This window comes from Brevundimonas sp. KH_060 (assembly GCF_057838275.1).
In genome coordinates this window covers 2,644,448-2,658,335 of the sequence record NZ_CM174463.1, presented here as the reverse complement: position 1 = coordinate 2,658,335, position 13,888 = coordinate 2,644,448, and the positions used below count along the sequence as shown (strand labels likewise).

Sequence of the window (13,888 nt, the reverse complement as noted above, 5' to 3'; positions counted from 1 at the left end):
GACGGGGATGCTTCACGGCTTTCGGGCCGGATGGAGAACATCGAGATGAAAACGACTTTCAGCGGCGCCGCCGCCCTTGCCTTGGCTTTCACCGTCAGCGGCGGAGCCATGGCCCAGACCCAGACCCAGACCCAGACCCAGATTCAGGCCCCGGCTCGGACTCAGGCGCCGGATGCGCGTCCGCACCACGCGCAGATGGCCGAACCGGTCAGCAAGGCGGACTTCGTGCAGCGCCGCATCGAGCGCCTGCGCGCTGCGGACGCGAATGGCGATGGTCAGGTGACGGCCGAGGAAATGCGCGCTTACGCCCAGGCGCGACGCGCCGAACGGCAGGCCGCGCGCTTCGATCGACTGGACGCGAACAAGGACGGCGTGCTCGACCGTGATGAGTTCAATACGCCTCGCGCGCGCGGCGAACGCGGTGAAGGCATGGCCGGACGTCATGCCGGCGGCCGCAATCATCGGGGCGGTCATGGAGGGGCGAACACGCGCCACATGGCTCGAGGCGGCGAAAGCCGCTTCCCTATCGTCATCGCCGATGTTGAACGCCGGGCGAATGAGGCTTTTGCTCGCATGGACGCCAACAGCGACGGCGTGCTGACGCAGGACGAGCGCCGCGCCGCTATGCGCGCCAATCGGGCGGACATGCGCCAGAGGCACGAACAGCGCCGCGCGCGCACGCCGGCGGCGTCGCCTTCGGCGCCCGCTTCGGAGTAGGGTGATGTCGGGGAAGGCGGTCCGACCGCCCGACCTTTATGGATTGAGCCAAAGAGGCTGGATTGGCGACAAGCGTCGACCCCGACGAGGATCTGGTGCGCCGCGTGGGCGAAGGCGACCCCGCGGCCATTCAGGCCATGGTCGCGCGCAAGCTGCCGCGCATGTTGTCGCTCGCCCAGCGAATGCTTGGCGACGCGGCGGAGGCTGAGGACGTGGCCCAGGAAGCGATGCTCAGAGCCTGGAGGCAGGCGCCGCGCTGGACCCCCGGCCAGGCGCGCTTCGACACCTGGCTGCACAGGGTGGGCTTGAATCTTTGCTATGATCGGCTGCGGCGTCGACGCGAGATCGCGACGGATGTGCTGCCCGACGGCATCGACGACGGCCCGGCGCCGGATCGGGGCCTGTTGGCCGCCGAGACGGGCGTTCAGGTCCAGGCGGCCTTGGCGCGTCTGCCGGAACGGCAGCGCGAGGCCATCGTCCTTTGTCACTATCAGGAGCTGGGCAATATCGAGGCCGCCGCCCTGATGGAGGTCAGCGTGGAAGCGCTGGAAAGCCTGTTGTCGCGGGGGCGTCGCGCCTTGCGGGCCGCTCTGGCGGACATCGCGCCGCATGCAACGGCGCGGCAGGATGGGCGACACGGTGAGCGAGGGGGCGCCGCACAGCGCGCCGAACGGCTATGGCGGGGGACGAGATGACGACGATGACCCGAGAACGCTTTGAATATCTGGCCGACGCCTATGGCGGCGACCTGCGCCGCTGGCCCGAGACTGAGCGTGAGGCGGCGCGCGCCCTGGCGGCGACAGACCTTCAGGCGGCGACCCTGTTGCGTGAGGCGGACGGGCTGGACGCCCTGCTGGACGCCGCGCCGCGCGTGGTCGCGTCCCACGCCCTGCGCGAACAGGTGATCGCGGCGGCGGCCAGCGCGGGCCTGGGTCGTCGTCGACGCGAAGGGTTCGGCGTGATGGCCTGGCTGTCGGGCGCCGGTTGGGCGGCGGCGGCCTGCGCGGGCGCCGTCTTCGGCGTGGTCCTGACCGGGCAGATGACGGCGGATATCCGCGCCGACACCGTGCTGTACCAGGCCAGCCTGACCGGCGCGGACGACACGGAGGTTCTGGGCGGATGAGCGGAAGAGGCCTGAAGATCGCCCTGGCGGCGTCGGTGGCGTTGAACATCTTCGCCGTGGCGGGCGCGGGCGCGGCCTGGATGGCGGCCAAACGGGTCAAGGAGGTGACGGCCGAGGCGCGTCAGCCGGGCCGCAGCGAGCCCGTCTGGGCGGTGGTCGAAGCCCGACCGCCCGCCGTGCGTGACCAGATCAAGCGTGAGATGCGCGCCACGGCCCTGGAGGCCCGGCCCGACTTCGAGGAGGCCCGCGCGGCCCGACGTGAAGCCATCGCCCTGACCCGCTCGGATCAGTTCGACGCCGTGGCGGTCGCCGCCCTGCTGGAACGATCCCGCGCGTCCGAGATGCGCGGCCGGGCGCGGCTGGAATCGGGCGCGGTGGAGACCTTGAGCCGCCTCAGCCCGTCGGATCGCGCCGCCCTGGCGCCCATCCTGTCGCGCCATAAGTCCAGGTCGAAGGAACCGTCGAAAGGCGCGCCCACGACGGCGGATGCGGCGATCAAGCCGACGACGCCGCCTAAGCCGGCGGGTTAAGCGGCTCTAGGCCGCGCGGGCCTGAACGCGCTGCACCGGAGCGCCGACGGGGGCCATGGCGCCTTCGGGCGCGCGGGTCGGCAGGTCGAACCAGACGGTCGTGCCGCGTCCCGGTTCGCTTTCGATGGTCAGGGCGCCGCCGTGCAGTTCGATCAGCGACTTGGTCAGGGCCAGACCCAGGCCCGTCCCTTGCGTCGACTTGGAGTGCTGGCCCTCGACCTGTTCGAACGGCTGGGCCAGTCGCTCCAGATCCTTGGCGGCGATGCCGATGCCCGTGTCGACGACCGAGACGCGCACGGTGTCCGCATCGCGCGGCGCGACCGTCACCGATACGGCGCCGCCCTCGGGCGTGAACTTCACCGCATTGGAGATCAGGTTCAGCAGCACCTGTTTCAGACCGCGCTGATCGGCCTCGATATGCAGGTCCTCGGGGCAGTCCAGCGTCAGGGCCAGCTGCGCCTCCTGCGCCTTGCCGCGCATCAGCCGCACGGCTTCGGCGCACAGGATGTCCAGCGCCATCGGCTCATAATGCAGGGTCAGCTTGCCCGCCTCGATCTTGGCCATGTCGAGGATGTCGTTGATGAGGCTGAGCAGATGCTGGCCCGAGCCGTGGATGTCGGCGGCGTAGCCCTTATAGCGACGATCGCCCAAGGGGCCGAACATCTCGGCCGCCATGATCTCCGAGAAGCCGTTGATGGCGTTCAGCGGGGTGCGCAACTCATGGCTCATATTGGCCAGGAACTCGGACTTGGCCTGGTTGGCGGCTTCGGCGCGGGTCATGGCGACTTCATATTTGCGCGCCAGCAGGGCCAGGTTCGCCTGGCTGGCCTCCAGCTCGGCCACCATGGCGCGCAGTTCGTCGGCGGCGCGGCGGCGCTCGGCCTCCTGGCGGCGGATGACGGTGATGTCGGCGCAGATCACCACCGTGCCGCCGTCGCCGGTGAAGCGTTCGGCCATCTGTAGCCAGCGGCCGTCCTTCAGCTCGACCTCGCGCACCCCGGCGCGGCCGCTGGCCGAGGGGTGCTCGGCCTTGATCGCCTCGGCGGCGATGCGGTTCAGCTCGTCCTTCTGCGCGCCGGGCCGCACCACGCCCTCGGGGAAGGCGAAGGCGTCCTGGAAGCCCTGGTTCCACAGGATCAGCCGCCCGCGACGGTCGAACAGGACGAAGGCGTCGGACACGCTTTCGATGGCGTCGCGCAGGCGGCTCTCGGCGGCCTGGGCCTGGGCCTTGGTGCGGCGCGCTTCTGTGACGTCCAGCGCCACGCCCATCAGGCTGTCATAGCCGCTGTCGCGACGCGACTGGCGCGACTGGCCGCGCGCGTCGATCCAGCGCACGCCGCCGTTGCTCAGCGGCACGGGGAAGGCGGCCTCGAACACCCCGTCGGCCATGGCGTTGTCCAGGGCCTCGATCATCAGCTGGCGATAGCGCGGGTGGACCCGTTCGATCATGGCCTGGGTGGTCAGGACGGTTCCGGTCTCGACCTCCAGCAAGGCGGCCATATAGTCGGACAGGGTTGCTTCGCCCTTGGCCAGATCCCATTCCCACACGCCGCAGCGCGCGGCTTCGACGGCGACCCGGAAGCGCCGTTCGGTGTCGGCCCAGCGTCGGCTGGCTCGCATCTGGCGCCAGTTCTGCACCGCGATCACCGCCAGCATCAGCACCACCAGCAGCAGAGGCGCGGCCAGCATCCAGGCGTCGTCCAGCCAGGCGGCGAAGGCGTCGGGTCGAGGCAGGCTCGCCACGACCGACAGGCCGGTGTCGCCGATCGGGGCCACGGCGGCGGTGCGGGGACGGCCGTCCGGCCCCTTGACCGCCTGATCCGGCGTGGCGGGCGCCTGACCTGACGGCAGGACGCTGAGGCTGGTCTGCGCGAGCGTCGGCTTCAAAATCGGCAGGGGCGTGCGGGCGATCAGGACGTGACCGCCCGGCGTCGTCCGGCGCGTGGTCAGGCCGTCTTCTCCGACAGACAATCCCGCGGTCGCGTCGGCGCCCAGGCGGGCGCCGCGCGCCGCCAGGGCGCGGCCGTCGGCGTCGGCGATCAGGAGGGCGGCCTCGGGGTCTTCCAGCCGGGCGCTGTCCAGCGCCTGCACCGGCTGGGCGGGCGTCTGGGCCAGGATGCGGGCGGCGGCGTCCAGGGCGCGGTCGGTTCGAGCGGCGCGGGCCTCGACCTGGGCTGCGGCCAGGCGGGCTTCCAGCATCAGGGTTTCCAGCCGGGCGGCCTCGACTTCGCGGCTGGGCCGGCTGTTCTCGCGCGCGAACAGCATGACATAGGCGGCCAACGCCAGCGCCACGGCGAGCGCAAGGATGCGAACCCAGGGCGCGGAGCGCGCGGCCTGATGGTCCGTGGCCCGACGGCCAGAGCCGTAACTGCGGCGCTCAGTGCCCCGCAAGGGCGATTCTCCTGTGATGGTTCGACAGGGAATCTAGGCTGCGTCGCGGAATTCGTCGAGGGGGCGCGCCCCGGTCTTAGGCTTCTGTCCCGACAACGTCGCCCGAGGCCGTGCGCACGGGGGGCGGCGCGGGGATTTCAGTCATGCGGCGCAGGATGGACTGGGCCTTGCGCGCCAGACGCAGGGACTCCGGCGGGGCGTCGTCCGGGGCTTCAGCCACCGAGGCCATCAGTTCGCGCGCCAGGTCCATCAGATCCGGCCCCGCCGCGATCAGGCGCGCCTGGAACTCCACCCGTTGCGGGTCACGGTCGTATTCGGCGCCAGGCACCCGCCAGCCGCCCCAGTCCGCCTTGTCGGTGACGACGACCGGATAGCTGCCGGGAAAGGGATGGTGGGCGCAGTCGGCCGGATCCTGCCACTTGTTGCGCGCCCGCAGGATGCGCCAGCCGCCCAGGGCCTCGGCGGCCGGGTCCTCGGATGAGACCTGCAGTTCTGCGGCTGCGAATTCACGCCCCAGGCCCACGTCGTAGGTGATGCGGACCGGCTCGTCGAAACCCTTGGCCCAGACCGGCATGACCTTTTCGACCTGGGCCCAGACGCCGACGCTCTCGACCCAGACCTTCTGGCCTTTCTGGAACTGGGCGCGCGCCATTCCGAACTTCCCTCGTGCAAAGAAGGGAAGGATGCGGTCCCGGCCGTTATCGCCGGGTTCCGCGAAATGGTTAGCGGCGATTTAACCCTGAGGGCGGGAAATCTCTTCCAGCGCCTCGCCGGCGTAGCGTTCCTTGACCCGCGTCGACAGGTCGCCCAGCGACACCACGCCGACCAGGCGGCCGTCCTTGTCCACAACCGGCAGGCGACGAATCTGGCGTGAGGACATCAGGTCCAGTGCGACCTTCAGGTCGTCGTCGGCCCGGACCACCAGGGCGTCGCGCGACAGGACGTCCAGCACGCGCGCTTCAGGCCCGGCGCCCGAGGCGACGCCGCGCACCACGATGTCGCGGTCGGTCAGGGCGCCGATCAGCCGGTCGCCGTCGGCCACGGGGATGAAGCCGAAATCCCCCGCCGCCATCCGCCCGGCGACGTTTTGAAGGGTGTCTTCGGGGCGGGCGACCTGCACGTCCTTGCTCATCACGTCGCGAATCTTCATGGCCATCTCCCTTGGCGCGGCCGTTGCGGCCTGGCCTTAAGGAACCCGCGCCGCCGGTCGCGGTTCCGGCGGCGCGAGGCAGGCTAGGGTTCGCGGCGTTCGGGCAGGCTCTGGGCGGTGCGGACCAACTGCACGAACTCGGCCCGTTCGCCGTAAGGATCGGCGCCGCGCGCGCCCTGGGCCTGGTTCAACACCTGATCCCAGCCGTAAGCCGGCGCCATCCACGGATCGCCGCGCAGCTTCTGGCCGAAGGCGGCGACGGCCAGGGCCCAGCGGGTCGCCTCGGGCGGAGCGGCGTTCGCGCGGTCGGTCAGCGGTTGCTGGATCAGCTCCGAACGATCCCGTCCCGGCTGTTTGTAGCGCACCTGGATGAAGCCGATCTCGCCGTTCGGGTCGCCATCGCCGGTCGCGACGCGATTGTCGGCATAGCGGCGCTCGGGGATCTGCGTCGGCCTGCCGACAGGCGTGATCTCATACAAGGCCGTGACGGAAGCGCCGGAGCCGACCTCGCCCGCATCGACGGCGTCGTTGTTGAAGTCTTCCTCGTTCAGCAGGCGGGTTTCATAGCCGATCAGCCGCCATTCGGCGACGCGGGCCGGGTTGAACTCGACCTGGATCTTCACGTCGTCGGCGATGGGAAAGGCGCCTCGGTCGAACCTCGGCCCGAACAGGCGACGCGCTTCGTTCAGGTCGTCGACATAGGCCGCCGTTCCGTTGCCCGCCTGGGCGATCGCCTGCATCCGGGCGTCCTGATAGTTGCCGCGTCCGAAGCCGTAGACGGACAGGTAGACGCCGGTCTTGCGCTTGTCGGCGACGTAGTCCTCCAGCCGCTTGTCGTCGGTGACGCCGACGTTGAAGTCGCCGTCGGTGAACATCAGGATGCGGTTGACCTTGTCCCGGCCGAAGCTGGCCTGGGCCTGGTCATAGGCGTTGGTCATGCCGGTGGCCCCCGCTGTGCCGCCCGAAGCCCGCAAGGAGGCGACGGCGCAGCGCAGCTTCAGCTTCTGCGTCCCGGCGGTGGGGGCCAGGGTCGTGCCCGCGCCTTCTGCGTAATAGGCCACGGCGACGCGGTCCTGGGGTCGCAGACGGTCGATGATCAGATTCATCGACTGTTGGGCCAGCTCCAGCTTGTCCGGACTGTTCATCGAGCCGGACACGTCGACCAGGAAGGTCAGATTCAGCGGGGGGCGCTGCCCCTCGGGCAGTTCATAGCCCTGCAAGCCGATATGGACGATCCGGCGTCCTTCGGCCCAGGGCGAGGCGGTGGTGCTCGTGGTGACGGCGAAGGGCAGAGCCGCCGAGGTCGGGCGGGCGTAGCCGTAGTCGAAATAGTTGATCATCTCCTCGACCCGTACGGCGTCGCGCGGCGGCGTCCGGCCCTGATCGATGAAGCGGCGGACGTTGGCGTAGGCGGCGGTGTCCACGTCGATGGAAAAGGTCGAGACCGGCTGGTCCGCTGTGCGCCTCACCGCATTGGGCGTGGCGTCAGGATAGCGTTCGGTATCGACGGGCCGCGGCGGCATGGGAGAGCCGGGAGGATAGGGACCGATGCGCGATCCGCTGACGACCACGCCGTTCGCCGTGGCGGGAGGGGCGGCGTATTCGACCCGGTCTTCCTTCTTGGTCGCTTCGATCGACAGGGTGACGGGTGGAGGCGGCGCGGGCTGGGGCGGCCGTGATCGCAGGTGGGGCGGTCGCACCGAGGACGGCGGCGACAGGTCGAAGCCGAATTCGCGACAGGCGGCCGGGCTGGGCGTTCCGTCCTGAACCACAGGGGGCGGAACGGGCGCGGCGCCGACTGGGGCGGCGGTCATGAGGGCGGCGGCGGCGACCAGCGTCACGCTCGCCGGGCGACGCTGGAAACCGGCGGCGCGGCGCCGTGGATGCTGGGGCATTGATCAATCTCCTCCAACCCTGTCCTGCCCATGAAGAATGACGATATTCGGCGGAACTAAGGCGAAGGTTCTTCGCTCGGGCGCCTCGTCGTCGCCCTGTGGCGCAGATGTTGTGGTGAGGAACCCCCTCGCCATTGAGCGTTTTCGCCCCCACTATGACGGACCAAGCATAAGGGTGAGCGATGGCTGAGGCTGCGACGGGATTGGAACTGGGCCATGTGGCGGCCCTGCTGGCGGCGGGCGTGGTGGCCGTGCCGATCTTCCGCAAGCTCGGACTGGGCTCTGTGCTCGGCTATCTGGCGGCGGGCGTCGCCATCGGTCCCTTCGGCCTGGCCCTGTTCCGCGAGCCGCAGACGATCCTGCACGTCGCCGAGTTCGGCGTGGTCATCTTCCTGTTCATCATCGGCCTGGAGATGCGGCCCAAGCGGCTGTGGGGGATGCGCAAGGAAATCTTCGGCCTGGGGTCGGCCCAGGTCGGTCTGGCGGGCCTGGCGTTGACGCTGGTCGCCATGGCGGCGGGCGTGTCGGCGCCGGTGGCCTTTGTCGGGGCTATGGGCTTCGTCATGTCCTCGACCGCCGTCATCGTGCAGATGCTGGAAGAGCGCGGCGACCTGCCGACGCCCAGCGGCCAGCGCGCGGTGTCCATCCTGCTGTTCGAGGATCTGGCGATCGTGCCCCTGCTGGCCATCGTCGCCCTGTTGGGGGCCTCGATGGGGCAGTCGGCGGAAAGCACGACGCCGCTGTGGCAGTCGATCGGCCTGGCGCTGGCGGCGCTGGCGGGCGTGCTGGCGGTGGGCATCTACGCCATCAATCCGGTGTTCCGTTTCCTGGCCCGCAACGGCGGGCGCGAGGTGATGACGGCCGCCGCCCTGCTGGTCGTGGCGGGCACAGCCTGGATCATGGACGGGGCCGGCCTGTCGATGGCCATGGGCGCCTTCCTGGCCGGGGTGCTGCTGTCGGACTCGACGTTCCGGCATCAGCTTGAAGCCGATGTGGAGCCGTTCCGCGCCATCCTGCTGGGCCTGTTCTTCCTGTCGGTCGGCATGGCGCTGGATATCGGCGTGGTCATCAACGAATGGCGCATCGTCGTGGCGGGTCTGGCGGCCTTCATGGTGGTGAAGGCTCTGGTCATCTATGTCGTCGCCCGCCTGTTCAAGGCGCGTCACCATGAGGCGATCGAGCGCGCGGCCCTGTTCGCTCAGGGCGGCGAGTTCGCCTTCGTCCTCTACAGCGCCGCCGCTACGGCGGGTGTGATCGACGCACAGGCGGGAGCGGCGCTGACGGCCATCGTCATCCTGTCCATGGCGCTGACGCCGCTGACGACCCTGGCGCTGAAACGCTTTCTGCCCAAGGAGGTCGGCCTGTCGCCGGAAGACGCCGAGGGCGTGGACGCCGCTGACGGTCTGCGCGGTCAGGTGCTGATCATCGGCTTCGGCCGCTTCGCCCAGGTGGTGTCGCAGCCGCTGCTGGCGCGCGACGTGGATGTGTCGATCATCGAGAACGACGTGGAGATGATCCAGGCCGCCGGGAACTTCGGCTTCAAGGTCTACTACGGCGACGGGACGCGCCTCGATACGCTAAGGGCCTCGGGGGCGGGCAAGGCCGAGGCGGTGCTGGTCTGCGTCGACAAGCCGGAGGCCGCCGACAAGATCGTGCAACTGGTCAAGTCCGAGTTCCCTGGCGTGAAGCTGATGGTGCGGGCCTTCGACCGCGGCCATTCGCTGCGCCTGATCCAGGCGGGGGTCGATTATCAGGTGCGCGAAACCTTTGAGTCCGCGCTCAGGTTCGGCCAGGCCGTGCTGGAGGAGTTGGGCCTGCCGGAGGATGAGGTCGCTGATGTCATCGCCGACGTGCGCCGTCGCGACGAGGCGCGCCTGGACCTGGATCTGACCGGCGGACTGAAGGCCGGCGCCGCCCTGATGCGCGGCAATATGCCGACGCCGCAGCCGACGCCCTACATCAAGCCGCATCGCGAGGGCCGCCTGGTCAATGAGGACGAGGCCCCGCCCGAGGCCGTCATCGAGCCGGCGGCGCAGAAGGCGGACTGATCCGGCATGGCGAGCATCGACCTGGCCAAGCGGGCCTATGACCACGGCTGGCGCCTGGACCCTATCGTTCGCAGTCTGCTCGACACCGACTTCTACAAGCTGCTGATGCTGCAACTGATCTGGCGCCGGTTCCGCGACGTGCCCGTGACCTTCTCGGTCATCAACCGCACGACGTCTGTGCGTTTGGCCGAGGAAGTGGACGAGGCCGAACTGCGCGCCCAACTGGATCACGCCCGATCCCTGCGCTTCACCAACCGGGAGCTGATCTGGCTGGGCGGCAACACCTTCTATGGGGTGAAGTCGATCTTCAGCCCGGACTTTCTGGCGTGGTTGGCCGAGTACCGGCTGCCCGAATACGACCTGTCGCGCAGCGCCGACGGCCAGTATCGGCTGGAGTTCTCGGGCGGCTGGGCCGAGACGACGCTGTGGGAAATCCCCGCCCTGTCGATCCTGAACGAACTGCGCAGTCGCCGCGCCCTGCGTCGCATGGGTCGGTTCGAGCTGGACATCCTCTACTCGCGCGCCAAGACCAAGCTGTGGAGCAAGATCGAGCGCCTGCGACAGCTTGAGCCGCTGGCCCTGTCCGATTTCGGCACGCGCCGCCGCCACGGCTTCCTGTGGCAGGGCTGGTGCGTCGAGGCGTTGAAGGAGGGGCTGGGCGGCGCCTTCATCGGCACCTCAAACGTGCTGCTGGCCATGAACAACGATCTTGAGGCCATCGGCACCAACGGCCACGAACTGCCCATGGTGCTGGCCGCTATGGCGGGCGAGGACGAGGCGGCCTTGCGCGCGGCGCCCTATCGGGTGCTGGAGGAATGGCGGGCGGCCTATGACGGCAATCTGCTGATCGCCCTGCCGGACGCCTTCGGTACGCAAGCCTTCCTGAACGATGCGCCTGACTGGCTGGCTGACTGGAAGGGCTTCCGCCCCGATTCGGCTCCGCCGATCGAGGGCGGTGAGACCATCATGGTCTGGTGGGCGTCTAAGGGGCGCGACCCCCGCGAACGGCTGCTGGTCCTGGCCGACGGGCTGGACGTGGACGGCATCGAGGCGGCCCACGCCCATTTCAAGGGCCGGGTGCAGACCAGCTTCGGCTGGGGCACCAATCTGACCAATGACTTCCGCGACTGCGCTCCGGTCGAGGCGCCCGAACTGCTGCCCCTGTCGCTGGTGTGCAAGGTGACCCAGGCGGCGGGCCGCCCGGCGGTCAAGCTGTCGGACAACGTCGAAAAGGCCACCGGCGACCGGGCCGAGATCGAACGCTATCTGCGCGTTTTCGGCGAGGCGGGGCGAGGGCGGCGGGTGGTGCGCGTCTGAGACGGAACCGCTAAGCTTGGTTGGACATTTGGCTATCAGCGGCGGCGGACGCCGCCCTTAACTTCAGCGGGACGCCTTTCATGACCACCTATAACGTCGGCTACATCATCGGCAGCCTGTCCAAGGGCTCGATCAACCGCAAGCTGGCCAAGGCCCTGGTCAAGCTGGCGCCCGAGAAGCTGCATTTCCACGAGATCGGCTTCGCCGACCTGCCGCTCTATTCCTACGACTATGACGCCGACTATCCGGCCGTGGCCGAGACCTTCAAGGCGGCGATCAAGCGCTCGGACGCTATCCTGATCGTCACGCCGGAATACAACCGCTCCATGCCCGGCGGGCTGAAGAACGCCCTGGACTGGGCCAGCCGCCCCTATGGAACCAACGCCTTCAAGAACAAGCCGACGGCAGTGATCGGCGCCTCGCCCGGCTCGATCGGCACGGCGGTGGCCCAGCAGGCCCTGCGTCCGGTCCTGGGCTTCCTGCAAGCGCCGCAGATGAACACTGTCGAAGCCTATATCCAGATGACGCCGGGCCTGATCGACGATGACGGCAACGTCACTGTCGCCAGCACCGAACAGTTCCTGCGCGACTATATGGAAGCTTTCCATCAGCACATGGCGCGGGTGCTGACCGTCCTGCCACGTGACGCCTGAGGCGGCGTCAGGCGTCCAGCGACCAGACCCGCGTGCGCTTGACCTCCTGGTCCTCCAGTTCACGCGTGGTCGGCACGCGGTATTCGGCCAGCAGGCTGAGGCCTTCTTTCGGGAAGTAGGTGCGGCCAGGATCGCCGACCAGCACGCTGGCTCCCGCCGCGCGCGCCTGCTTCAGCCAGGCCAACATCGCCTCGGCCATCGGCCCTTCATAGAAGACGTCGCCGGCGCAGATCAGGTCGAAGGCCGCAGGCGGCGCCTCCAGCAGATTGTCGGCGGTGAAGGCGATCTCGACGCCATTGGCCTGGGCGTTCGCCGCCACCGCCGCCGCGCAGAAGGGATCGATGTCGGCGGCCAGCACCGAAGCGGCGCCCGCCTTCATCGCCGCGATCGCCACCAGGCCCGAACCTGTCGCCAGGTCCAGCACGCGGCGTCCCGCGACTTCCCTGGGGTGGTCCAGCAGCCAGCGCGCCAGCGCCTGTCCGCCTGCCCAGGCGAAGGCCCAGAACGGCGGCGGCAGGCCCATCTCGCCCAGCTCTTCCTCGGTCAGCTTCCAGATGGGCGTGACCTCATCGGCCAGCCACAGGGAAATCTCGGGCGTGTGGGAGACGGGCTGAAGGCGAGTGTTGTCGCGGATGAAACGGGCGGGGTCGGCGATCCGTCTAGTCGAGCTCACGGGCGCCCTCGATCACGGCCTGATAGACCAGCGACCGATCCGGTCCGCGCGTCATGTGCAGCAGCACCCAGGTCGATCCCTTGCGCGCCACGACGACCCGCAACTGATCGTTGAACACGCCGTCGGCGAACCCCGCAGGCGCCACGGCGTCGCTCAGCAGGATCAGCGCGCCCATGCCCGAGCCGCAGCGCGCGATGCCGGTGCAGGCGAAGACGGTTTCATAACCCCCCTCGCGCAGGGCCTCCTCATAGTGGCGCGCCATGTCGATCGGCGCGACGGCGGGGCGGATCACATAGTCCAGGTGGCTGATCTGACCCTGCAGGCGCAGGGCGTTCTCCGGGGCGGCGCCTTCGGCCACTGCGCCGGTCGGCAGGGTGATCTCGGCCACCGACAACTGACGCCAGGCGCGAATGCGCGCGCCGTCCATGCGCGGCAGGTCGTCATAGTCGCGCGCGCCCCGCACGTCCTGCTCGACCGGGGGCGGGGCAGGCGAGGCGGCGGACGCGGCAAGCGGCGCGACGGCCGTCAGGACGGCGAGGACGAAGGCGGGAAGGCTACGCATGACGACAAGCTAGGGGCCGCCGAAGCGGCTGGCAACAAAGTCAGGACAGGCTGATAAAAAGTCAGGTTGACATGACATGTTGGCGATGTCAGGTTATCCTTACACAAAGTCAGGAACGCCTGCCATGTTGACCCTTTCCAAACAGCAGACTCCCGCAGGGCGCCGCTACGTTCTGCGGACCTTCGCCTTCATGGTCCCCTATGTGGCGATCTGCGTGGCGATGATGACGACCGACGCCTTCGATGGCGTGATGGGGCGGCCTGCGGGTTGGGTGCTGGCGGCCGCCGTGGCGGCTCCGGTCGTCGGCCAGATCTGGGCGACGTTGGCGCTGATGCGTGAAAGCGATGAGTTCGTGCGTATGGTCACGGCCAAGCAGTTCATCATCGCTTCCGGCCTGGCGATGGCGGTCGCGACCTTCTGGGGCTTCGGCGAGAGCTTCGCCGGCGCGCCGCATCTGCCGGCCTGGCTGATCTACCCCTTGTTCTGGGCCGCCTTCGGTCTGGTTTCGCCCTTCATCCGGTCGTCGAACTGATGAAGAACCGGCTGAAATTGCTGCGGGTCGAGCGCAACTGGACCCAGGAGCAGCTGGGCCAGGCGCTGGGGGTGTCGCGTCAGGCGGTCAACGCCCTGGAGACTGAGAAGCACGACCCTTCGCTCGACCTGGCCTATCGCATCGCCGCCCTGTTCGAGCGGCCGGTCGAGGATATCTTCGAGAACCCGCACGCCTGACGCGTAAAGTCAGGAAAACCTTACTCGCCTGTTTCGCTTCATCGTCGTCATCCTCGGGCCTGATCCGAGGGGCGAACCCTGCTGCGCGCTGAACCGCGGG

Annotated in this window: 15 protein-coding genes; 9 read left to right on the top strand and 6 right to left on the bottom strand. The window is 69.0% G+C overall.

Annotated elements, in window-relative coordinates:
* The first annotated feature begins 45 nt into the window (after nucleotides 1-45).
* The 4 genes from AC3IPP_RS13160 (at nucleotide 46) to AC3IPP_RS13145 (ending at nucleotide 2,370) form a co-directional block, all read left to right on the top strand.
* Entirely contained in the window at nucleotides 46-717 is a 672-nt protein-coding gene (locus AC3IPP_RS13160; RefSeq protein ID WP_489149285.1) for an EF-hand domain-containing protein, read from the top strand.
* A gap of 62 nt (nucleotides 718-779) precedes the next feature.
* Entirely contained in the window at nucleotides 780-1,412 is a 633-nt protein-coding gene (locus AC3IPP_RS13155; protein ID WP_489149284.1) for an RNA polymerase sigma factor, read from the top strand.
* A gap of 5 nt (nucleotides 1,413-1,417) precedes the next feature.
* Nucleotides 1,418-1,840 (top strand): hypothetical protein, encoded by a 423-nt coding sequence (locus tag AC3IPP_RS13150; RefSeq protein ID WP_256968220.1) that lies wholly within the window; start codon nucleotides 1,418-1,420, stop codon nucleotides 1,838-1,840.
* Complete coding sequence (locus AC3IPP_RS13145) at nucleotides 1,837-2,370, top strand: periplasmic heavy metal sensor (protein ID WP_489149283.1); 534 nt, start codon at nucleotides 1,837-1,839, stop codon at nucleotides 2,368-2,370. The genes AC3IPP_RS13150 and AC3IPP_RS13145 overlap by 4 nt, the downstream gene beginning before the upstream one ends.
* Nucleotides 2,371-2,376: 6 nt before the next feature.
* On the opposite strand, the gene AC3IPP_RS13140 is transcribed toward AC3IPP_RS13145, so the two are convergent.
* The 4 genes from AC3IPP_RS13140 to AC3IPP_RS13125 all read right to left on the bottom strand — a co-directional run bounded on the left by AC3IPP_RS13140 (nucleotide 2,377) and on the right by AC3IPP_RS13125 (nucleotide 7,806).
* The gene (locus tag AC3IPP_RS13140; protein ID WP_489149282.1) at nucleotides 2,377-4,761 is read right to left on the bottom strand and encodes a cache domain-containing sensor histidine kinase; all 2,385 of its coding nucleotides are present in this window, start codon (nucleotides 4,759-4,761) and stop codon (nucleotides 2,377-2,379) included.
* Between the two features lie 76 nt (nucleotides 4,762-4,837).
* Complete coding sequence (locus AC3IPP_RS13135) at nucleotides 4,838-5,413, bottom strand: hypothetical protein (RefSeq protein WP_489149281.1); 576 nt, start codon at nucleotides 5,411-5,413, stop codon at nucleotides 4,838-4,840.
* 81 nt (nucleotides 5,414-5,494) lie between these two features.
* Entirely contained in the window at nucleotides 5,495-5,911 is a 417-nt protein-coding gene (locus tag AC3IPP_RS13130) for a CBS domain-containing protein (RefSeq protein ID WP_087141056.1), read from the bottom strand.
* An 83-nt stretch (nucleotides 5,912-5,994) separates the two neighbouring features.
* On the bottom strand, nucleotides 5,995-7,806 hold the full coding sequence (locus AC3IPP_RS13125; RefSeq protein ID WP_489149280.1) for a vWA domain-containing protein: 1,812 nt from the start codon (nucleotides 7,804-7,806) through the stop codon (nucleotides 5,995-5,997).
* A 182-nt stretch (nucleotides 7,807-7,988) separates the two neighbouring features.
* Here AC3IPP_RS13125 and AC3IPP_RS13120 point away from each other — a divergent pair, with 182 nt between their 5' ends.
* The 3 genes from AC3IPP_RS13120 to AC3IPP_RS13110 all read left to right on the top strand — a co-directional run bounded on the left by AC3IPP_RS13120 (nucleotide 7,989) and on the right by AC3IPP_RS13110 (nucleotide 11,824).
* Nucleotides 7,989-9,854: a monovalent cation:proton antiporter-2 (CPA2) family protein gene (locus AC3IPP_RS13120; RefSeq protein WP_489149279.1), complete on the top strand. Its 1,866-nt coding sequence runs from the start codon at nucleotides 7,989-7,991 to the stop codon at nucleotides 9,852-9,854.
* A 6-nt stretch (nucleotides 9,855-9,860) separates the two neighbouring features.
* The gene (locus AC3IPP_RS13115; RefSeq protein WP_489149278.1) at nucleotides 9,861-11,171 is read left to right on the top strand and encodes a nicotinate phosphoribosyltransferase; all 1,311 of its coding nucleotides are present in this window, start codon (nucleotides 9,861-9,863) and stop codon (nucleotides 11,169-11,171) included.
* An 80-nt stretch (nucleotides 11,172-11,251) separates the two neighbouring features.
* Entirely contained in the window at nucleotides 11,252-11,824 is a 573-nt protein-coding gene (locus AC3IPP_RS13110; protein WP_087140983.1) for an NADPH-dependent FMN reductase, read from the top strand.
* Between the two features lie 7 nt (nucleotides 11,825-11,831).
* Here AC3IPP_RS13110 and AC3IPP_RS13105 read toward each other — a convergent pair whose 3' ends face one another.
* Nucleotides 11,832-12,497: a class I SAM-dependent methyltransferase gene (locus tag AC3IPP_RS13105; protein ID WP_489149277.1), complete on the bottom strand. Its 666-nt coding sequence runs from the start codon at nucleotides 12,495-12,497 to the stop codon at nucleotides 11,832-11,834.
* Nucleotides 12,484-13,059 (bottom strand): hypothetical protein, encoded by a 576-nt coding sequence (locus AC3IPP_RS13100; protein WP_489149276.1) that lies wholly within the window; start codon nucleotides 13,057-13,059, stop codon nucleotides 12,484-12,486. The genes AC3IPP_RS13105 and AC3IPP_RS13100 overlap by 14 nt, the downstream gene beginning before the upstream one ends.
* Before the next feature lie 124 nt (nucleotides 13,060-13,183).
* Between AC3IPP_RS13100 and AC3IPP_RS13095 the strand changes: the two genes are divergently transcribed.
* A complete protein-coding gene (locus AC3IPP_RS13095; RefSeq protein ID WP_087140980.1) occupies nucleotides 13,184-13,591 on the top strand; it encodes a hypothetical protein in 408 nt (135 codons plus the stop codon).
* Nucleotides 13,591-13,788 (top strand): helix-turn-helix transcriptional regulator, encoded by a 198-nt coding sequence (locus AC3IPP_RS13090; RefSeq protein ID WP_003163619.1) that lies wholly within the window; start codon nucleotides 13,591-13,593, stop codon nucleotides 13,786-13,788. The genes AC3IPP_RS13095 and AC3IPP_RS13090 overlap by 1 nt, the downstream gene beginning before the upstream one ends.
* The last annotated feature ends 100 nt before the right edge of the window (nucleotides 13,789-13,888 follow it).